The 19,820-nt window shown below is 65.1% G+C and carries 21 protein-coding genes; 11 read left to right on the forward strand and 10 right to left on the reverse strand.

What is annotated here, in order from left to right; translation table 11 throughout:
* Positions 1-20 precede the first annotated feature (20 nt).
* Positions 21-572 carry a type 1 glutamine amidotransferase domain-containing protein gene (locus K0S66_RS13685; protein ID WP_301076026.1) on the reverse strand — a complete coding sequence of 184 codons (552 nt, stop codon included), beginning with the start codon at positions 570-572 and terminating at the stop codon, positions 21-23.
* Positions 573-743: 171 nt separating this feature from the next.
* Here K0S66_RS13685 and K0S66_RS13690 point away from each other — a divergent pair, with 171 nt between their 5' ends.
* Both K0S66_RS13690 and K0S66_RS13695 read left to right on the forward strand, forming a co-directional pair.
* Entirely contained in the window at positions 744-1,694 is a 951-nt protein-coding gene (locus K0S66_RS13690) for a DNA topoisomerase IB (protein WP_301076061.1), read from the forward strand.
* Between the two features lie 18 nt (positions 1,695-1,712).
* On the forward strand, positions 1,713-2,933 hold the full coding sequence (locus K0S66_RS13695; RefSeq protein ID WP_301076027.1) for a mechanosensitive ion channel family protein: 1,221 nt from the start codon (positions 1,713-1,715) through the stop codon (positions 2,931-2,933).
* 62 nt (positions 2,934-2,995) lie between these two features.
* Here the strand turns inward: K0S66_RS13695 and K0S66_RS13700 are convergent, their stop codons facing one another.
* From K0S66_RS13700 to K0S66_RS13710, 3 genes are read right to left on the reverse strand one after another with little or no spacing between them, the layout of a single operon-like run.
* Positions 2,996-3,361 (reverse strand): hypothetical protein, encoded by a 366-nt coding sequence (locus K0S66_RS13700; RefSeq protein WP_301076028.1) that lies wholly within the window; start codon positions 3,359-3,361, stop codon positions 2,996-2,998.
* Between the two features lie 50 nt (positions 3,362-3,411).
* Positions 3,412-3,810: an alternative ribosome rescue aminoacyl-tRNA hydrolase ArfB gene (gene arfB / locus K0S66_RS13705; protein ID WP_301076029.1), complete on the reverse strand. Its 399-nt coding sequence runs from the start codon at positions 3,808-3,810 to the stop codon at positions 3,412-3,414.
* On the reverse strand, positions 3,803-4,453 hold the full coding sequence (locus K0S66_RS13710; RefSeq protein ID WP_301076062.1) for an RluA family pseudouridine synthase: 651 nt from the start codon (positions 4,451-4,453) through the stop codon (positions 3,803-3,805). The genes arfB and K0S66_RS13710 overlap by 8 nt, the downstream gene beginning before the upstream one ends.
* A 49-nt stretch (positions 4,454-4,502) precedes the next feature.
* Here K0S66_RS13710 and K0S66_RS13715 point away from each other — a divergent pair, with 49 nt between their 5' ends.
* Complete coding sequence (locus K0S66_RS13715) at positions 4,503-5,285, forward strand: M15 family metallopeptidase (protein WP_301076030.1); 783 nt, start codon at positions 4,503-4,505, stop codon at positions 5,283-5,285.
* A 43-nt stretch (positions 5,286-5,328) separates the two neighbouring features.
* Here the strand turns inward: K0S66_RS13715 and wrbA are convergent, their stop codons facing one another.
* Together wrbA and K0S66_RS13725 are read right to left on the reverse strand one after the other, a co-directional pair.
* Positions 5,329-5,931 carry an NAD(P)H:quinone oxidoreductase gene (gene wrbA, locus K0S66_RS13720; protein ID WP_301076031.1) on the reverse strand — a complete coding sequence of 201 codons (603 nt, stop codon included), beginning with the start codon at positions 5,929-5,931 and terminating at the stop codon, positions 5,329-5,331.
* A gap of 128 nt (positions 5,932-6,059) precedes the next feature.
* Entirely contained in the window at positions 6,060-6,773 is a 714-nt protein-coding gene (locus K0S66_RS13725; RefSeq protein WP_301076063.1) for a pirin family protein, read from the reverse strand.
* A gap of 129 nt (positions 6,774-6,902) precedes the next feature.
* On the opposite strand from K0S66_RS13725, the gene K0S66_RS13730 reads away from it, so the two are divergent.
* Positions 6,903-7,790 (forward strand): LysR family transcriptional regulator, encoded by an 888-nt coding sequence (locus K0S66_RS13730; RefSeq protein WP_301076032.1) that lies wholly within the window; start codon positions 6,903-6,905, stop codon positions 7,788-7,790.
* Between the two features lie 6 nt (positions 7,791-7,796).
* On the opposite strand, the gene K0S66_RS13735 is transcribed toward K0S66_RS13730, so the two are convergent.
* Entirely contained in the window at positions 7,797-10,289 is a 2,493-nt protein-coding gene (locus K0S66_RS13735; RefSeq protein ID WP_301076033.1) for a TonB-dependent receptor, read from the reverse strand.
* 214 nt (positions 10,290-10,503) lie between these two features.
* Between K0S66_RS13735 and K0S66_RS13740 the strand changes: the two genes are divergently transcribed.
* Entirely contained in the window at positions 10,504-10,971 is a 468-nt protein-coding gene (locus K0S66_RS13740) for an Hsp20 family protein (RefSeq protein ID WP_301076034.1), read from the forward strand.
* 110 nt (positions 10,972-11,081) lie between these two features.
* Here the strand turns inward: K0S66_RS13740 and K0S66_RS13745 are convergent, their stop codons facing one another.
* The 3 genes from K0S66_RS13745 to secG form a co-directional block, all read right to left on the reverse strand.
* Positions 11,082-11,660 carry an NUDIX hydrolase gene (locus K0S66_RS13745; protein WP_301076035.1) on the reverse strand — a complete coding sequence of 193 codons (579 nt, stop codon included), beginning with the start codon at positions 11,658-11,660 and terminating at the stop codon, positions 11,082-11,084.
* A complete protein-coding gene (locus K0S66_RS13750) occupies positions 11,653-13,287 on the reverse strand; it encodes a CTP synthase (RefSeq protein WP_301076036.1) in 1,635 nt (544 codons plus the stop codon). The genes K0S66_RS13745 and K0S66_RS13750 overlap by 8 nt, the downstream gene beginning before the upstream one ends.
* Before the next feature lie 85 nt (positions 13,288-13,372).
* Entirely contained in the window at positions 13,373-13,759 is a 387-nt protein-coding gene (gene secG, locus K0S66_RS13755; RefSeq protein WP_301076037.1) for a preprotein translocase subunit SecG, read from the reverse strand.
* Positions 13,760-13,966: 207 nt separating this feature from the next.
* Here secG and K0S66_RS13760 point away from each other — a divergent pair, with 207 nt between their 5' ends.
* From K0S66_RS13760 to edd, 6 genes are all read left to right on the forward strand, one after another.
* A complete protein-coding gene (locus K0S66_RS13760; RefSeq protein WP_301076038.1) occupies positions 13,967-14,293 on the forward strand; it encodes a MarR family transcriptional regulator in 327 nt (108 codons plus the stop codon).
* A gap of 52 nt (positions 14,294-14,345) precedes the next feature.
* On the forward strand, positions 14,346-14,603 hold the full coding sequence (locus tag K0S66_RS13765; RefSeq protein WP_301076039.1) for an SH3 domain-containing protein: 258 nt from the start codon (positions 14,346-14,348) through the stop codon (positions 14,601-14,603).
* Positions 14,600-15,514, forward strand: coding sequence for an N-acetyl-gamma-glutamyl-phosphate reductase (argC, locus tag K0S66_RS13770; protein ID WP_301076040.1), 915 nt, complete (start codon positions 14,600-14,602; stop codon positions 15,512-15,514). The genes K0S66_RS13765 and argC overlap by 4 nt, the downstream gene beginning before the upstream one ends.
* 66 nt (positions 15,515-15,580) lie before the next feature.
* The gene (gene zwf, locus K0S66_RS13775; RefSeq protein ID WP_301076041.1) at positions 15,581-17,044 is read left to right on the forward strand and encodes a glucose-6-phosphate dehydrogenase; all 1,464 of its coding nucleotides are present in this window, start codon (positions 15,581-15,583) and stop codon (positions 17,042-17,044) included.
* A gap of 103 nt (positions 17,045-17,147) precedes the next feature.
* Positions 17,148-17,855 (forward strand): 6-phosphogluconolactonase, encoded by a 708-nt coding sequence (gene pgl, locus K0S66_RS13780; protein WP_301076042.1) that lies wholly within the window; start codon positions 17,148-17,150, stop codon positions 17,853-17,855.
* A gap of 74 nt (positions 17,856-17,929) precedes the next feature.
* Positions 17,930-19,765: a phosphogluconate dehydratase gene (gene edd / locus K0S66_RS13785; protein ID WP_301076043.1), complete on the forward strand. Its 1,836-nt coding sequence runs from the start codon at positions 17,930-17,932 to the stop codon at positions 19,763-19,765.
* Positions 19,766-19,820 lie beyond the last annotated feature (55 nt).

Below are 19,820 nucleotides of genomic sequence, written 5' to 3' on the forward strand. Positions count from 1 at the left end.
CGCGATGCAAGGCGCGCCGCTCAGCCTGCAAACTCCCCCTCCAGCGCCGACAACAAGGCGCGGTTGAACGCGGGAATGTCATCAGGCTTGCGGCTGGTGATCAGGTTCTCATCGACGACTACTTCCTCATCGACAACGTCGCCGCCCGCGTTTTCCAGGTCGGTGCGGACCGACGGCCAACTGGTGACACGCCGTCCGTCCACCACGTCGGCCTCCACCAGCAGCCATGGCGCATGGCAGATCGCCGCCACGATCTTGTTGTCGTCCATGAACTCGCCAACGATCGCCACGGCACGGTCTTCCATGCGCATCTTGTCGGGATTGCCGACGCCGCCCGGCAGCAACAGTGCGTCAAACTCTTCGGTATCGACCTGGTCCAGCGTCATGTCCGGCGTGATGGTGCGGGTCGGGTCAGTATCGCCCTTCACGCCCTGGATTGGATCTGTCTTGATGGAGGCGAGCGTCACTTGGGCGCCAGCATCCAGCAGCGCCTGGCGCGGTTCGAACAACTCGGCATCTTCGAAGCCGTCGGTCGCCAGGATGAGGACGCGCGCACGCGAAAGATCGGTCATCTGGGGGTAGCTCCTGTCTGGGGAATTGCCCTCACAACCCGCGGCAGCGGGGGCCGTTCCGGAACCGCGCGATACCCTGCGCATTTCCTGAGCCACGCGGAGGTCTTTCAGGTGACATCAACCAGGATCGTTTATCACGACGACGAGGAACCCGGCATCACCCGGCGCACGATGCGCCATGGCTGGGGATATTTTGATCCCGCCGGAAACCGCATCACCGATCGCGAGGAGATCGACCGGCTGAACAGTATCGGCCTTCCGCCCGCATATCGCGACGCATGGTTCTGCCCCGACCCGCTCGGGCACATCCAGGCAGTCGGCTGGGACGAGAGGGGCCGCAAGCAGTACCGCTATCACCCCGAGTTCCGCGCCGCGCGCGAGGATGAGAAGTATAATCTTTGCGCGTCGTTCGGGCGTTCTCTTCCCAAATTGCGCGAACGCGTCGAGCAGGATCTGAAAAGCCGCCGGCACAGCAAGGAGAAGACGATCGCTGCGATCGTCAAGCTGCTGGACACCGCTCACCTGCGAATTGGCAACGAAACCTACGCCAAGAGCAACAAGAGCTTCGGTGTTACCACGCTCCGTGACCGCCACGCACAGATCAAGGGCAGCACATTGCGCCTGCAATACCGGGCCAAGTCCGGAAAGCTGCGCATGCTGACAATAACCGACGGCAGCCTCGCCCGATTCGTCAAGAAGTGCCAGGATCTGCCCGGCCAGAAGCTGTTCCAATATGTGGATGAGGCCGGCGAGCCCCGCCCCGTCACTTCTTCAGACGTCAACGCCTATATCAAGGCGGCGATGAAGGGCGACTTTACTGCCAAGCATTTCCGCACCTGGGGCGCGAGCGTCATCGCCTTCGAAACGCTGGCGCAGGCGGACAAGGCGATCAGCCTCAAGACCCTTCTCGCACCGGTCACGGAGCGGCTGGGCAACACGCCAGCGATCGCGCGCAAGTCCTACGTCCATCCCGCGTTGATCGCCTTGATCAAGGATGGGCAGGAAGCCTTTCGATCGTCGCTTCACCTGCCGCGCTCGACGCGGTGGCTTAGCCGTGCCGAACGAGGCTTGATTGCCTTCCTCGAAACGGGCGAAAACGGCACCGCGCGGCAAGCCGCCTGATTGATCCAGAAGGCCATAATGACAGCAAAGAAAAGTGCGGCGCCGTTGCCGAAGATTTCGGGTGACGAGGTCGAACGACAGATTTCGACCTTTTCACTGACCAGCATCGACTGGATCCAGGACCATTGGCTGCAGATTGCTGTCGCAGCCGCGATCGGCGCCGGCATCGTCCTCGGGCTTTTGTGGTTGCGCCAGTTGGGGCCGCGCCTTGCCCGGCGCTCGACGTCGGGAGCAGGATGGTCGGCGATCATCGGTCGGGTGATTACCCGCACGAGCACGTTCTTCATCGTCATGGTCGCTGCCCGCCTCGTCGTCGGTTACGCGGATCCGCCGGAGATCGTCGCCCGGACGATCAACTTCCTCTTCACCGTCGCTGCTGTGTTCCAGGCGGCAATCTGGGCGCGTGAACTGATCCTGGGGGCTATCGAGCACCGGACCCGCGCAGAAAATTACTCGGGCGAGGCGCTGATGAACGCGATGGGGCTGATCCGCCTCCTCGTGACGATCGTCGTATTCGCGATCGCGCTGGTAGTCGTTCTCGACAACCTCGGCGTGAACGTCACCGGCTTGGTGGCCGGTCTCGGCGTTGGCGGCATCGCCATCGGTCTGGCGGCGCAGGGCATCTTTGCCGACCTGTTCGCGGCGCTGGCAATCATCTTCGACCGCCCCTTCCGTCGTGGCGACGCCATCACCTACGATTCCAGCTCCGGTACGGTGGAGGAAATCGGCCTCAAATCGACGCGGATCCGGGGCGTCAACGGCGAGCAGCGGATCATTTCTAACCGTAACTTGCTGGACAAGGAGATCATCAACAATTCGCAGCGCGAACGTCGCCGGACGAAATTGGCGATCGGTGTCGGCTATGAAACCGATCGCGACCTGCTGCAGCGGCTGCCTGACATATTCAAGGAGGTCGTCGAGGCGCAAGATCTGCTCTTCATCCGCGCCGGCTTCGTGGCGTTCGGCGCCTCCTCGCTCGACTATGAACTGGAGTTCGAGTCCATGTCGGCCGATTATCAGCACGCCTATGACGCGCGCCACAACGTGGGCATGGCGCTCTATCGCCGGCTGGACGAAGAGGGCGTCTCCATCCCCTTCCCGACGCAGACCACCTACACCGCTGCGCCGGACGGTCGGCTCATCATGCCGTTCCCCGATGTTCAGCCCATTCGCGACGTGTCTGCCCGCGGCGAAGCTGACGAAGCGGCAGCGACGGCACCGCGCGGGGCAATCGTTTAAGCCCCAGTTACGCGCCGCGCGTCACGTAGGGTCGGAAGCGCCGGTTCAACCGGCGCTCGCTCTTACCGCTGCTTGGCGAACAGGCTGGACATGAAGGCGCCAGCGGCGTCGCTGAGCGCGTCAACGACACGATTGGGATCGACTGTCGCACCATCGGCCTTGGTCCCGCCGTTCGGGCCAGCGGCCTCCGCGGTACTTTCGGCAGAGGAGGCCTCGTCTTCCTTGCTGCACTGCGCGCGCGCCTGACGCGCGGCCACTGCCGCAGCGGCGGTGGCCGCCATTGCGATGCCGGAAGCAATCGCTTGTCGCCCGGCGGGGCTGCTCGCCTTTTCGATCAACGCCTCCCCGGCACGGCGTGCTTCCTTCGGAACCTTGATCCCGCCAATTTCCTTCGGGATTCGAAAGCCCTTTTTGTCCTTTTTCGCCATACCGTCCTGTCCGCTGGTGTTTCGGCAAGATAATACACCAGCTGTCTTGTTCAATAGTCGCGAACCTTGCCGCGCCCGGCCTTGATCTCGCTTCGCCCTTTCTTGGCGTCGACCCGCCGGGCCTTTGCGGCACGCGACGGCTTGGTCTTTACGCGCCGCGCCTCCCGCTCCTCCGCCTTCTGCAGCAATTCGGCGAGGCGTGCGCGTGCGTCTGCGCGGTTGGCTTCCTGCGTGCGATAGCGCCGCGCGGTGAGGACCAATGTTCCTGCGGCGGTCAGCCGCGATCCCGCCAGCAGCTTCAGCCGACGGAACGTCTCCGGATGCAGTCCCAGTCGGAAGACGTCGACGCGCAGCTGGCACGCCGTCGCTACCTTGTTGACGTTCTGCCCGCCCGGTCCGGTAGCGGCGAGGAAGCGCTCCTCCAGCGCCTCCTCCGGGACATCAACCATCGAAGCCAATCTCGACGAAGCGCGCTGGCCACGGGGCCTGCCCCGCCGCATCGGGCTTGCCCGCCCGCGGAACCACCAGCTCGGCCGCGTGGAGCATCATGCCGGCGGGATGTGCCGTGCCATAGACCGGGTCACCCACCACCGGCACCCCCAGCCCCTCGAGTGCATGAACGCGGATCTGATGCGTACGCCCTGTTGCTGGGTGAAACTCCACCAGCGCCTTACCGTCCGCCACGCGCAGAAGGCGCCAGTTCGTGCGCGATGCCTTGCCAGCCGGATCGCCTGTCATTCGCCAACCACGTTCGGCCGAAGAAATCTTGACGAGTGGAAGGTCGATCTCGCCCTCCTCGCCCTCGGGAACCCCGTCAAGCACGGCGATGTAGCGCTTGCGCACCACCCCTGCCTCGAACGCCTGCTGCAGCCGCGCGTGCGCCTTCGGATTGCGCGACAGCAACAGGCATCCGCTGGTGTCGCGATCCAGCCGATGCACCGCATGCGGCCACCGCCGGAACCCGAAGGTGAGATTGGCCAGATGGTTTTCCAGGCTGATCCCTCCGTTCCTGGGGGGGTCGACCGGCAAGCCTGCCGGCTTATCGATGATCAATGCCTCGCCATCGAGGAACAATACCCGCTCATTCAACATGAAACTGCCCTTGCCATTGCGGAGCACCGGAGGCCAGAGAGACACTCGGATGCGATCTCACCTTTCCTTCTCCTTGGCCGCCCTGGCCATTGTCGCCAGCGGATCGGCACAAGCGCAATTGTGTAATGGTGTCAGCATCGCCAAGGGGCGGGACGGCCGCGCGCTCGGTCATTTCGCTTATGGCGATGCCGCGCCCGATGCGCTGATGGCAGTACCTCCCTCGCTGGCGACGGGCACGTGTCGATTGCGCCCGGAGGCCGCCGCGGCGTTACAGCGCTTGCTCGCAGCAGCAGCCGGTGATCCGGCCGTACAGGGCCGGCTCTACGCTTTCTCCTGCCACCGCTCACTCGTTCGCCAGCAATCGACATTCTGCCGCACGCGGGAAAGTGACAGTGGGGTGGATCGCGCGATTTCCGCGGCACCACCCGGGCACAGCGAACATGGCACCGGCTATGCGGTGGATTTCACCGTCCGTCCCGCCGACGGCTGCCCGGATGCGGAGGCGTGCATGGCTGCAAAGCCTGCCTTCCGCTGGCTTACCGCCAACGCGCCGCGCTTCGGCTTCGAACTGTCGTTTCCACCCGGCAACAAGCAGGGCGTGAAGTGGGAACCATGGCATTGGCGCTGGGTCGGCACCTCAACCAGCGAGCCCGGCGCGGCGAGGGCGCGTTTCCTGTTTGCGCGCGCGCGTACGGCCTTCCCGGCCGACCCAGCAATCGATCCGATCCTGCCGCGCGTGGTACCGCCAGTCGTCGTTCGCACGATCGAACCGGCGGCGACTGACGACAAAGGCAAAAAGAAGCGGCGCCGCAAGGAGCGACGCCGCGACTGATTGCGCCTATGCCCCCCACACGAAGAGTGGGGGCGAGAGCCGGTCAGCCTTTCAGCTTGGCGGCAACTTCGGCGATGCGCTTCCCCTGATAACGCGCGCCGCCAAGGTCGATGTCGCTCGGCTGACGGCTGCCGTCGCCGCCCGCGAGCGTGGTCGCGCCATAGGGTGATCCACCGTGGATCGCATCCATCGTCATCTGCGCCTGATAGCCATAGTCGAGGCCGACCACCGTCATGCCGAAGTGCAGCATGTTGGTGATGATCGAGAACAGCGTCACTTCCTGGCCGCCATGCTGAGTCGCCGTGGAGGTGAAGGCGCCGCCGACCTTGCCGTTCAGCGCGCCCCTGGCCCACAGGCCGCCGGCCTGGTCGAGGAACGCCGCCATCTGGCTGGGCATCCGGCCGAAGCGGGTGGGCGCACCGATGATGATCGCATCATAATCGGCAAGCGCATTCACACCCTCGATTTCGGGATGCGAATTGTCGACGTGAAACCCTGCAGCTTCAGCCACTTCCTTCGGCGCGGTTTCCGGCACGCGGCGCACATCGACCTCGACGCCGACCTCGCGCGCGCCCTCGGCAACCGCGTCGGCCATCTTGGCGAGATGGCCGTAGGACGAATAATATAGAACCAGAACCTTGGTCATCGTGGATACTCCATGCTCCCTTTCCGCGGCCGGAAAGGCTGTGTGTGAAAGGGCCGCTTATAGACCCCGGTCAGAGGTGAAACGGGCAGGTTTCGGCCTCTTTCCTCCCTCCTTGGGAGGAAATCGGCTCAGTCGGCGTCGACGAGCACCAGTTCAGCGTCCTCGCGAGCGACGATCTCATACGTCCCCCCGCGTAGTGCCGCGCCGTCGCGCGCGTCGAACGGTTCCCCATCGATGGTGATCGCACCGCGCGCCGCGACCAGATAGGCATGCCGCCCCTCGCCCACCGTGTAACTGACCTGCTCGCCCGCATTCAGCGTCGCACCCAGCACGCGGGCATCGGCGCGGATCGGAAGCGCATCCGGATCCTCGGCAAAGCCACTGGCGAGTGTCACGAACCGGCCGGAGCGATCGCCCTTGGGAAAGGGCTTGGCACCCCAGCTGGGGCTCCCGCCGGTCGAACGCGGCTCGATCCAGATCTGGAACAGCGTCGTCGGCTCATTCTCCAGATTGTATTCGGCGTGACGGACACCCGAACCTGCACTCATCACCTGGACGTCGCCGGCGCCGGTGCGGCCGGCATTGCCCATCGAATCCTGGTGCGTGATCGCGCCGGTGCGAACGTAGGTGATGATCTCCATGTCGCGGTGCGGATGCGGCGGGAAGCCGGTTTGCGGGGCGATCGTGTCATCGTTCCACACCCGGATCGCGCCCCAAGCCATGCGGTCGGGATCGTGATAGCTGGCGAAGCTGAAGTGATGGCGCGCGTCGAGCCAGCCGTGATCAGCATGGCCGAGCGAGCCGAAGGAGCGGCGTTCGATGCGGGAGCGGGTGTCGGTCATGAGAACCTCCAAAGTGTTGACCGAGAGATAGGCACCCTCGATCATCACGAAAACAGAAACGATCGAAACGGATTGTTTCACACCGCCTCTTTGGGCTACAAAGTTCGCAACACTGCAAAGGCGATGACGATGCGCTTACCCGACCTGGAAGCCTGGGCGATCTTTGCCACCGTGGCCGAGCACCGCTCCTTCACCGGAGCGGCGGACGCGCTGGGGCTGAGCAAGGCGACGGTGTCCAAGGCGATCGCCCGGTTGGAAAACGACCTGGGGCAGTCGCTCTTCCACCGAACATCGCGGCGGCTGGCCCTGACCGAGGCGGGGCGGCCGCTGGCTGAGCGTGCCGCGTTGATCCTCGCCTCCGCGCAGGCCGCGGAAGAGGCGGCGCGCGATGCCGCCAGCGCCCCGGTAGGGCGGATCAGGCTGGCCGCACCAATGACCTTCGGGGTCAGCAAGGTGGCGCCGCTTTTGGCCGATTTCCTGACGGCGCATCCCGGCGTCGAACTGGAGCTGCACCTGTCCGACGCGCGGGTCGACATTGTTGCGGAGGGGTTCGACGTGGCGCTTCGTATCGCCGAACTGCCCGACAGTTCGCTGCGGGCGCGGCGGCTGTGCACCATCCAATCCTATCTGGTCGCCGCTCCCGCCTATCTCGACCGACGCGGCGCCCCCACCCATCCCGGGCAATTGGGCGAGCATGACCTGCTCGGCTACACCAACATCTCCGGGCCCTGGCGCTTTCGCGGGCCGGGTGGCGCTGAGGTATCGGTAAAGGCGCAAGGGCCGCTGGCGGCGAACAGCGGCGAGGCGCTGATCCCCGCTTTGGTTGCCGGGCTCGGCATTGCGCGCCTTCCCGCCTTCATCCTGGGCGACACGATCGACACCGGCCAAGTGGTTGAAATCCTGCCGGAGTGGCGCCCCGCCCCGATCGGCCTCCACTTGCTGACGCCGCCCAGCCCGCTTCGCCCGGCCCGGGTCGAGGCGCTGATCACCTTCCTCGCCGAGCGGCTGCGCGACTAGGATCGATCAGAAACGCGCCGAGAGCGTAACGCCATAGGTCCGCGGATCGCCCGGCTGGCCGACGATCAGACCGGTCGATCCGGACTGGGTGGCGAGCAGTTCGTAATAATCCTGGTCAAAGGCGTTCCGCAGCCAGGCGAACAGGTTCAGCCCGTCATCGGTCTTGAACCCCAGACGGAAGTTCGACAGCGAATAGCCGTCGACATAGGTGTAGGCCGAGGGCGAGGGATTGGACGAGAAGCGCGAACGGTAGCTGCCGTCATAGCCGAGATAGACCTGGCCCTCTCGCCCGCTGATCGTGGTCGGAACGCCATATTCCGCGCCATAGCTGAACGCCCATTTCGACACGCCCGGCAACACCTGCCCCGAGATGTCGCAGGATGGTGGGCTTAGTGCGCCCGGCACGCCGGCTGGCCCCGGACGCTGGCTGCCGGTCGCGGTCGCCCCGCCCGCCAGCTCAGGCGGGCATGGCGCATCGACGAAGCGGACGTATTTGGCATCGGTATAGGCGCCGTTGACGTACAGGTTCAGACCGTCGAGCGGGCGAAACGCGCTGTCGACCTCAATCCCGCGCGTGCGCACCTTGCCGGCGTTAGCGAGATAGCCGCGCAACACGCCGACCTGCTGGTTGTTCACCGTCGCCTGATAATCATCGATCTCGGTCCAGAAGGCGGCAACGTTGACGGTGGCGCGGCGATCCCAGAACTGGGTTTTCAGCCCCAGTTCGAAATGATTGACCGTTTCAGGATCGATCGTCTGAACCGCCAGGATCGGGTTGTTCGCAGCATCAAGCGGCAGCCCGGACAGGTTGATCCCGCCCGATTTGTAGGTGTGCGCGTAGGTCGCGTAATAATGGATATTGGACGTGATGTCGTACGACACGGTGATGTCGCCCGAGATGTTCCAATTGTCGAATTCCGGCTGGTAGCTCTGCGGTGACAAGACGCCGCGCTGGTCGTTGGTCAGCGCTGAACCGCCACTCCCCGTGATGACGGTGGCGACATAGTCGCCCTCCTTCTTGTCGTAATTGACGCGAAGACCGGGCGCGATTTCCAACCGATCGGTCGGCCGCCACGTCAGCTTGCCGAAGACGGCGGCCGAGGTGTTCTTGAACCCGATTGTGTTGCGCGATGTCAGGCCGTTCAAAACCGCAGGATTGCAAGCGGCGGTGGTCGGCGTCGCGCAGCCATTGGGGCCGTACGGCGGATTGCCCGGGTTTAGCAGGAAGCGGCTCGCCGCCGGCCCTTGTACCTGAAGCCCCTGCGTATCGATCGTCTGGTAGAAGTAGAAGGCGCCAACCGTGTAATCCACCGGCCCTTTGCTGTCCGACGCGTAGCGGATTTCCTGTGTGAACTGGCTCTGCTGCGACGGGTTGGCGGACACGGTGGTGATCGGCAGGCCGATGAAGTCGCGGTCGTTGGACGGGTTCCAATGCCAGAACCGCCACGCCGTGACCGACGTCAGCGTACCCGAGCCGAGCGTCCAATTGGTAAGTGCCGACGCCCCGCCCAGCTCCTGCTCGGCGCGCAAATTGGTGTCGACGTCCGTGCGCCGGTCGAACGCGTCGGTTGAGGGCGGCGCATAGCCGGAGGCGGCGGCGAGCGCTGCATATTGGCGGCTGACCGGCCGCTGCGTGGCACCGACCCGCGCATAATATTGTACGCAGCAATTAGGGTCCTGCCGATTGTAGTCGGCGAACAGCGTAATATCGAGGTCGGGACTCGCCCGGAACAGCATCTGGCCGCGCAGCCCGACATTGTCCTGGCTGTTCTGCCATTCGCGTTGCAGCGTGTTGTACACCGTGCCGCGACGGGTGGTGATCGAACCCGAAATGCGCGCGGCGACCACGTCATCGACGATCGGTCCGGACAGCGAGAACTTGCCCTGGAAGAAATCGTAATTGCCCCCGCTCACCTCCACGCGGGCTTCCGTTTCGAAGCTGGGGCGGCGCGTGGTGATGTTGATCGCACCCGCCGTCGTGTTCTTGCCGTACAACGTGCCTTGCGGTCCGCGCAGGATCTCAATCCGCTCGGTATCGGTGAAGTCGAACGTCGCCGAGGCGATACGGCTGTAATAGACTTGGTCGACATAGATACCGACGCCCTGCTCGATTCCGTCGTTGGTCAGGCCGAAGGGCGCGCCCAGGCCGCGGATGTTGGCAGCCGAATTACGCGGGTTGGTGGAATAGAATTGCAGCGTCGGCTGAAGCTGGGTCAGGCGATTGACGTTGTAGGCGCCGGTTTCCGCCAGCGCCTCGCCGCCGATCACCGACATCGCAATCGGCACGCTTTGCACCGTTTCTGCGCGTCGCCGCGCGGTGACGACGATGTCGCCGCCGCTCTGCTGCGCCGGCCCCAGCCGCCCCGGCGATTCGCCATTTGCCTCAGCGGTGGGGGTTTGATCCTGGCCTGAGCCAGGCGCTGCCGGGGCTTGCGGCGCGTCGTTGACGGTGGGAGCGGCAAGCTGCGCACTCAACAAGATGGCAAGCGTGATCGACATCAGAACCGTCCCCTGGATTGGTGGGCTGAAGGTCCATCAACAAACTAGGGATTGCAATACCCGATCAACTTAGAGGGGATTTGGCAGGCCCCTTGAAAAATATGTTGACCTTACCAGATTTCGTTCGTGCGGCGCCGATACCGGGTCGCACAGACGGGGGCGCGACGCTGGTCGTGCGCCTCCGCTTTCAACTCGCTCATTGGAGGAATTGAAGATGCGTCTTGACCTTACCCCCTATCGCCGTTCGACCATTGGCTTCGATCGGCTGTTCGACTTGATTGAAACCAACGCCCGCAATGCGAGCGACAATTATCCGCCGTTCAACCTCGAGCGCGTGGCGGAGGATCGCTATCGGATCACCCTCGCGGTGGCCGGGTTCACCCGCGACGAGATTGAAATCACGGCACAGCAGAACCTGCTGCTGGTGTCCGGCAAGAAGGACGACAAGGCCACCGGGCCCAACTTCCTTCACGTCGGCATTGCAACGCGCAGCTTCGAACGCCGGTTCGAACTGGCAGACTTCGTCTTCGTCGAGGACGCTCGGCTGAACGACGGCCTGCTGGTGATCGACCTGGTCCGTGAAGTACCCGAGGCGATGAAGCCCAAGAGCATCGCCATCAAGACCGGCCAGAAGCCGACGGTCGTCGAGGACAAGTCCGGCGAGACCGCGCAGGCCGCGTAACCGTTCGGCGCCTCTTTGCTCCCTTTCAAGGCGTCGTGGGGCGTCCGGGCCAATCGGCTCGGGCGCCTTCGCTTTGTCCGGGGAGCGCCCGGTTCGGTTATCGGCGATGATCAGGCGAGCGGCGCGCCCCAATGCTGCGGCAGCGCCATGGCCAGCGCCGCAACGTGCATCGCCTGAACGATCCCGCCGACGCGCGCCTGCGTGATCGCGTCAGCGACCGGGATAACAGACAGACGCAAGCGCTCGGTCGGCTCATCCATGGGTTCGGCAAGGCGGCAGACGCCGGTGGCGAGGACCGCGTGGCAGCGGTTCGATTGCGTCGCCGGGTTGGGCGCGAGCGTTGCGACCAGCCGCCATGTGCCGCCGCCAAAGCCGGTTTCCTCCAGCAACTCGCGGCGTCCGGCGGCAACCGGATCCGCATCGGTCGGGTCGATCGCGCCGGTCGGCAACTCGCGTGAGATGACGCCCCAGCCGTGGCGGTATTGATCGACCAGCAACAGATTGCCGGCGTCGTCCAGCGCGACCACGATCACCCAGTCGGGATATTCGGTGACGAAGAAGGGTGCGATCCGCACCCCCTCCGCCGTCACGCAATCATCGGCGCGCACTCGCAGCCAGCGGTCATCGACCACCAGCCGCGATGCCTCGACCCGCCATGCCGGCAGGTCGTCGTCGCCCGTGTCAGACAAGCCGGCTCTGCTTGACCGCCGCCGCGATGAAGCTGGCGAACAGCGGGTGCGGATCGAACGGCTTGGACTTTAGCTCCGGGTGGAACTGCACGCCCACGAACCAGGGATGGTCGGGCCGCTCGACGATCTCGGGCAAGGTGCCATCGGGCGACATGCCGGAAAAAACGAGACCGCCCTTTTCCAGCGGTTCCTTGTACGCCGTGTTCACCTCGTAACGGTGGCGGTGGCGCTCATAGATGGTCGTGTCGCCATAGATCGACGCGACAACGCTGTTGCCGGCGAGCCGCGCCTCATAGGCGCCCAGCCGCATCGTGCCGCCCAGATCGCCTTCCGCCTCACGCTTTTCCAGGCCGTCCCGACCCATCCACTCGGTAATCAGGCCGACCACCGGCTCGGTCGTCGGTCCGAACTCGGTCGAGGATGCTTCCTTGATCCCGGCCAGATCGCGCGCGCCCTCGACGCACGCCATCTGCATGCCGAAGCAGATGCCGAAGTACGGGATCTCACGCTCGCGCGCGAACCGCACGCTGGCGATCTTGCCCTCCGCACCGCGCTCACCAAACGCACCAGGCACCAGGATTGCGTCGCATGGCTCGAGCTGCGCCGCGATCTCCGCGTCGTCATTCTCGAACAGCTCGGCGTCGATCCAGTTGATGTTGACCTTCACCCGGTTCGCGATCCCGCCATGCACCAGCGCTTCGTTGAGCGACTTGTACGCATCCTGCAGGCCGACATATTTGCCCACAACGCCAACGGTGACTTCGCCCTCAGGGTTGGTCAGGCGATCGACGATCTCGGTCCAGCGTGACAGGTCAGGTGCCGAAGACGGCGTGATGCCAAAGGCGCGAAGCACCTCGGTATCCAGTCCCTCGCCGTGATATTGCAGCGGCACGGCATAGATGCTCTTGGCATCGAGCGCCGGGATGACCGCGGTTTCCGGCACGTTGCAGAACAGCGCGATCTTGGCGCGTTCCGATGGCGGCAGCGGATGTTCGCAGCGGCAGACCAGCACGTCGGGCTGAACGCCCAGCGCGGCAAGCTCGCGTACCGAATGCTGCGTCGGCTTGGTCTTCAGTTCGCCCGCAGCGGCGATGTAGGGCACTAGGGTCACGTGGACGCTGATCGCGTTTCCACGGCCGACTTCGTTCTTCAGCTGACGGATCGCCTCGATGAACGGCAGCGACTCGATGTCGCCGACCGTCCCGCCGATTTCGCACAGCACGAAATCCAGGTCGTCGGTCTGGTCCTTGGCGAATGCCTTGATCGCATCGGTGACGTGCGGAATGACCTGGACCGTGGCACCGAGATAATCGCCGCGACGCTCGCGCGCGATGATCTGCTGATAGATCCGGCCGGAGGTGACGTTGTCGCTCTGACGCGCCGCAACGCCGGTAAAGCGTTCATAATGGCCCAGATCGAGATCGGTCTCGGCGCCGTCGTCGGTGACGTACACCTCACCGTGCTGGTACGGGCTCATCGTGCCGGGATCGACGTTCAGATAGGGATCGAACTTCCTGATCCGAACGCGATAGCCGCGCGCCTGAAGCAATGCGGCGAGGCTCGCCGCCATGAGACCTTTGCCGAGCGAGGAAACCACGCCGCCGGTGATGAAAATAAACCGCGCCATGGGGATATCGACTTAGCCTCGAACAAACATGGTGGACAAGCGCCCGCTTTCACGGACGCGATGAATTTCCGGCGAACCGGGTGGATCAACGGGCGAGCGGAACGCCGTTTTCGGCCGGAGCCGCCTGGTTCGCAGCTGCCGCAGCGGCCGCAGCCTCTGCTGCGGACAGGCCGGCATCGCCCTGCGGCTGCGGCGCGGTCTGGCTGACCGGCGCGCGACGCTCAAGCGAGGTGTCGACGCTGGTGCCACCGCGGGTCGCCGCCAGAACGGCCAGCGTGATCGACATGAGCACGAACAGCGCTGCAAGCACCGAAGTAGCGCGCGTCAGGAAGTCCGCCGCACCACGCGCGGACATCAGGCCCGACGGGCTGCCGCCGGTGGTCAGCCCACCGCCTTCCGATCGCTGCATCAGAATCACCGTCACGAGGGCGGCGGCAATGATCGCCTGAACGACGAGAAGGAAGGTGAACATGTCGAATCCGATGTTGTGCCGGCGCTGGCTGGCCGATGCGCGCACATAGGCGCGGCGCGCCGCACGATCAACCGTTGGTCGATTTCGTGACAGTACTGAAACCAGCCGCGCAGGCAGACGTTATCTTCGCGAACGGCGCGCATGAGCCGCCTGTTATCCGGATGACGCATGGTGGCAGTTTTCGCGAATTCCGAATTGAGCTCCTGGATGAACACCCTGGTGGATTATGTCCGCTCGGGGGAGCCTGACCTGACGAACCGCCAAATGGCGCTTCTTCTGGTCGTTTATCTGAAACCGGGTCCGCACACGGTGCGCGGCCTGGCCCGGATCCTCAACGTGTCGAAGCCCGTTGTGACTCGCGCCTTGAACAGACTTGGCGCGCTCGGCTATCTGCGCCGCCAACGCGACGATAGCGACAAGCGCAACATCTTTGTCGCACGCACATCCGAAGGGGCAGTTTTTCTTGAGGAGTTCGGCCAGTTTCTCGGCGACGGCGACCAGCCCGTCCCCAACCGCGCAAGCGCCAGCGCGTAAATCGTTCGCGCTGGTTGGACGCTCGCGCACGCTCGATCCGACCCGCTTTGCGGTGCGCAGCGACTTGGCCGACGTCCGCCTCGCGGATCAGGTATTCGCCCCTCATTACGCAGCGCCGCAGCCGCGCCGCGTGAAGACGTCCGTCGATCTGCGTACCTCGCGCGCTGCCGATTCGGCGGTGCTCGCCACCTTGTCCCCCGGCGATGCCTTCGAATTGCTCGACGTTACCGGTGAGACCGCGTGGGGCATCGCCCCTTCGACCGGCTTCGTCGGATATGTCCCGGCATCGACGCTCGAGGAGCAGCCATGACTGCAACCGTTTTCATCGACGGCGCCGTCGGTACCACCGGGCTGGAGATTCGGGAGCGTCTCGAAGGCCGGAGCGACATCGCACTCGTCACCTTGAGCGAGGATCGGCGAAAGGACGTGGCGGCACGGCGCGAGGCGATCAACGATGCTGATGCAGTGATCCTGTGCCTGCCGGATGAGGCCGCGAAGGAAGCGGTCACGCTGGTCGAAAATCCGCACGTTCGCGTGATCGACGCGTCGAGCGCCCACCGCGTGGCCGATGGCTGGACCTATGGCTTCCCCGAACTGGGCTTCGACGTGGCGGACGCGACCCGCGTGTCCAATCCGGGCTGCTATCCCACCGGCTTTCTCGCGCTGGTCGCGCCGCTGATGCGCGCTGGCCTGATCCGGCCGGACGCTGGCCTCGTGGTGCATGGCACCTCGGGCTATTCGGGCGGCGGCAAGTCGATGATCGCCGAGTTCGAGGGCGGCAACGGATCGGCACACCGCGCCTATGCGCTACGCCTTGGGCACAAGCATGTGCCGGAGATGACGCGGCACGCGGCGCTGTCGCTCGCACCAATCTTCCTTCCCTCGGTCGCGAACATCCATCGCGGGATGGTAATCGAAGTGCCGCTTCATGCGGCCCAGCTCGCCCCCGGTACGACCGCGGAGGCGATCCGCGCCGCGCTGGCCGACACGTTCCGCGATACGCCGCTGGTGCGGGTGTCGGTTGAGGACGTGAACCTGATCCGCATCGAGGATGATGCCGGCACTGATCGGATGACGCTGTACGTTTTCGCCGATCCATCGGCGGGACAGTTCAGGCTGATCGCGACGCTCGACAATCTCGGCAAGGGCGCCTCGGGTGCCGCGGTCCAGAACCTCAACCTGATGATCGGCGCCGATCCGCTGACCGGGCTGGTCTATTAAATCGCGACCGGCATAAGGGGTCGTGCGTTCCACTGCGAACGCCGACAGCCAACAGGAGAAGCACGCATGCAGCGCAACCCGGTCGGGAAGCTATTGTTGTTTGGCGCGACGGGCGATCTGTCCCAGCGCATGCTGCTGCCGTCGCTGTACGGCTTGCACGCCGACAAGCTGCTGCCGGACGGGCTGACGATCACCGGCACTGCGCGCTCCGACCATGACGACAAGAGCTTCCGCGACTTTGCCCGCAAGGCGCTGGACGAGTTCCTGGCGAAGGATCGCTGCGACGCCGACACGATCGAAACCTTCGTCGCCCGGCTGCAATACCAACCGCTCGATGCCACCGACACCAAACATTATGGCGCGTTGGCGAAGAAGGTTGGCGACGTGTCCGGCGGGCTCGCGATTTTCCTCTCAACGGCACCCTCGCTGTTCGAACAGGTGATCCGCGGCCTCGAGGGCGCGGGGCTCGCCGGTGAGACGGTGCGCATCGGGCTGGAAAAGCCGCTCGGCTATGATCTGGCGTCCAGCCGCGAGATCAACGACACCGTCGCCACCGCCTTTCCCGAGGAGCGGATTTTCCGCATCGACCATTATCTCGGCAAGGAAACCGTCCAGAACATCATGGCGCTCCGCTTCGGCAATTCGTTCTTCGAGCCGGTGTGGAACGCACAGGGAATCGACAACGTCCAGATCACGGTCAGCGAAACCGTCGGGCTGGAGGATCGCGCCAGCTATTATGACGGCGCCGGCGCGCTGCGCGACATGGTGGCGAACCACATCCTGCAGCTTGTCGCGCTAATCGCGATGGAGCCGCCGGCGCGCTACGACGTCACTGAGATCCGCGACGAAAAGGCCAAGGTATTCCGCTCGCTGCGCCAACTGAAGCCGGAGGATGTTCCGCACAACAGCGTAATCGGCCAATATCTCGGCGGCGCGGTGAATGGCGAAATCGTCAAGGGCTATGACGATGAACTTGGCCGCGATTCCAACACCGAGACGTTCGTGGCGCTGAAGGCCCATGTCGACAATTGGCGCTGGCAGGGCGTGCCGTTCTACCTGCGCACCGGCAAGAGGATGCCGACGCGGCGTAGCGAAATCGCTATCCAGTTCAAGCCGGTGCCGCATTCGATGTTCGCGGGCCGCGGCGGCCTGCTTCAGCCCAATATGCTGATCATCCGCTTGCAGCCGGAGGAATATATCCAGCTGCTCGTCATGGCGAAGGAGCCAGGGCTGGATCGCGACGGTATTCGCCTGCGCGAAGTGCCGCTGAACCTCAGCCTCGACGCCGAATTCGCCGGCAAGCGCCGCCGCATCGCCTATGAACGGCTGCTGCTCGACCTGATCGAGGGTGACCAGACGCTGTTCGTCCGCCGCGACGAGGTGGAGGCACAATGGACCTGGATCGATGCCATCCGCGAAGGCTGGAAGGCGAATGACATGAAGCCGAAGCATTATGCCGCCGGCACCTGGGGGCCCGCCGCCTCGATCGCGCTGACCGAGCGTGATGGCGTCAGCTGGCAGGACGATTGACCATCGGGGACCTTGCGGGGTCCCTCAGCCGTTCGTGTCCCGCATGGTCGGGACGCAATCTTGAAACGATTTCCGGCATTGGCCGGACAATGGAAGTGACATCATGAGCGACGAAATCGAGTGGTGGGAATATGACGACGCGCAGGAGATGGCCGAGGCAGTAGCCGGCGACATCCAGTTCATCATCGAAAGCGCGATCGACGCGCGCGGTGCTGCAGTGGTCGCGCTGTCAGGCGGAAAGACGCCTATTCCGATCTACCAGAAGCTCGCCGCTGCCAAGCTGGACTGGAAGCGCGTGACGATCGTACCGACGGATGAGCGCATCGTGCCCTTGGGCGATCCGCTCAGCAACGTGACCATGATCGGCAAGACCTTCATTCCAAGGGGCGCGCGGGTAATCCCGATCGTGCCGGCCGCAACCGACGACTATAAGGCGGCGGGCCGCTCGGCTGACGCGCTGATGCAGGATCTCCACTGGCCGCTCGACCTGTGCCTGTTGGGCGTGGGCGGCGATGGTCACACTGCGTCGATCTTCCCCGGTGCAGATTACGACGAGGCGCTGAACGGCCCGCGCGAACGCCGCGCGCTGGGCGTCATGCCCGATCCGCTGCCGCCCGAGGCGCCGGTCGCGCGCGTCACGCTGTCGCGCGCCGGGATCATCTCGGCGAAGGCGCTGATGATCGCGGTGACCGGCACGGCCAAGCGCAAGGTGCTGGAGGATGCGATCGCGCAGGGCGCCGGATCACCGTATCCGATCGGGCGCGTTCTGGCCGATGCCGAACTGCCGGTGGACATCCACTGGGCTGAATAGCGCCTGACGGGGCGCGTGGCCGGGCCGGCCGATGCCCTTCGGCAGGCCCGGGACGAACGGAGTGAAGTGCAACAATGCCCCAGCTGAACCCCATCGTGTCCGCCGTCACCGATCGCGTGATCGCGCGATCGCGTGACAGCCGGGCGCGCTACCTCGACCTGCTGACGCGCGAGCGCGACCAGTGGATCGGCCGCCCTTCGCTCGGCTGCGCCAACCTCGCCCATGCCTATGCCGGGACAGAGGAGGACCGCCCCGCCATGCGCACGGGCGACGGCATGAACATCGGCATCGTCACTGCCTACAACGACATGCTCTCGGCCCACGCGGTATATTATCGCTACCCCGAGCAGATGAAGGTGTGGGCGCGTGAGGTCGGCGCGACGGCGCAGGTCGCAGGCGGCGTGCCCGCGATGTGCGACGGCGTGACGCAAGGCTATGCGGGCATGGAATTGTCGCTGTTCAGCCGCGACACCATCGCGCTGTCCACCGCGATCGCGCTCAGCCACGGCACCTTCGAAGGCGCATTGCTGCTGGGCATCTGCGACAAGATCGTGCCGGGCCTGCTGATGGGGGCGCTGCGCTTCGGGCACCTGCCGATGCTGATGGTGCCAGGCGGGCCGATGCCGAGCGGCATTTCCAACAAGAGCAAGGCGGAGGTGCGCGAGCGTTTCGCCACCGGCGACGCAGGTCGCGAGGAATTGCTGGATAGCGAGATCGCCGCCTATCACACGCGCGGCACCTGCACCTTTTTCGGCACCGCAAATACCAATCAGATGATGATGGAGGTGATGGGCCTCCACATCCCCAACGCTGCCTTCGTCAATCCGGGCACCAAGCTGCGCCAGGCACTGACCCGCGCGGCGGTGCATCGCGTGGCCGGCCTCGGTTGGCGGGGCGAGGATTATCGCCCGATCGGTCACTGCATCGATGAGCGGGCGATCGTGAACGCGGCGGTGGGCCTGCTCGCGACCGGCGGCTCGACCAACCACCTGCTCCACCTGCCGGCGATCGCGCGCGCCGCCGGCATCGTGATCGACTGGGAGGACATGGACCGCCTGTCGAGCGCGGTGCCGCTGATCGCGCGCGTCTATCCCAACGGCGCCGCCGACGTGAACGGCTTCGAGGCGGCCGGCGGCATGGCCTTCGTTATTCGCGAGCTGCTGGCGAGCGGCCATCTGCACGGCGACATCCTGACCGCGGGCGGCCAATCGCTGAGCGACTATTCGGCCAAACCGACGCTGGAGAACGACTCGCTCGCGTGGCGCGATCCGGGGCCCAGCGGCGACGATACGATCCTGCGCACGTCCGCCGCGCCCTTTTCCGCTGACGGTGGCATGCGGATCCTTGCCGGCAACATCGGCCGCGCGTGCATCAAGGTATCGGCGGTCGACCCGGAGCGCTGGATCGTCGAGGCCCCGGCGGCCGTATTCTGCGACCAGGCCGCCGTGCTCGCTGCCTTCCAGCGCGGCGAACTCGATCGCGACGTGGTGGTGGTCGTCCGCTTCCAGGGTCCGCGCGCCAACGGCATGCCCGAATTGCACAAGCTGACCCCGCCCTTGGGCGTGCTTCAGAACCGCGGCTATCGCGTGGCGCTGGTCACCGACGGGCGAATGTCCGGCGCGTCCGGCAAGGTGCCGGCGGCGATTCATGTGTCTCCGGAGGCGTTGCCCGGCCTGAACGGCGCTGGCGGACCGATCGCGCTGATCCGCGATGGTGACATGATCCGCGTCGACGCAGTGGCGGGAACGCTCGGTGCGCTGGTCGACCCCGCGGAATGGGCAGCGCGCATCCCCGCGGCGGCGCCGGCAGCCGCCGACGGCTTCGGGCGCGAGCTGTTCGGCATGTTCCGCGGTCTCGCCGACGAGGCGGAAAAGGGCGCCTCGGCGGTGCTCGCGGGCGCGGGACTATAGCTCCGCGGTGAGGCGCCAGCGCTTCACGCCCCTGACGTTGTTACCCGCAAGGCGA

Origin of the sequence: Sphingomonas sp. (assembly GCF_029239295.1) — a bacterium.
In the GTDB taxonomy this organism is placed as follows: domain Bacteria; phylum Pseudomonadota; class Alphaproteobacteria; order Sphingomonadales; family Sphingomonadaceae; genus Sphingomonas.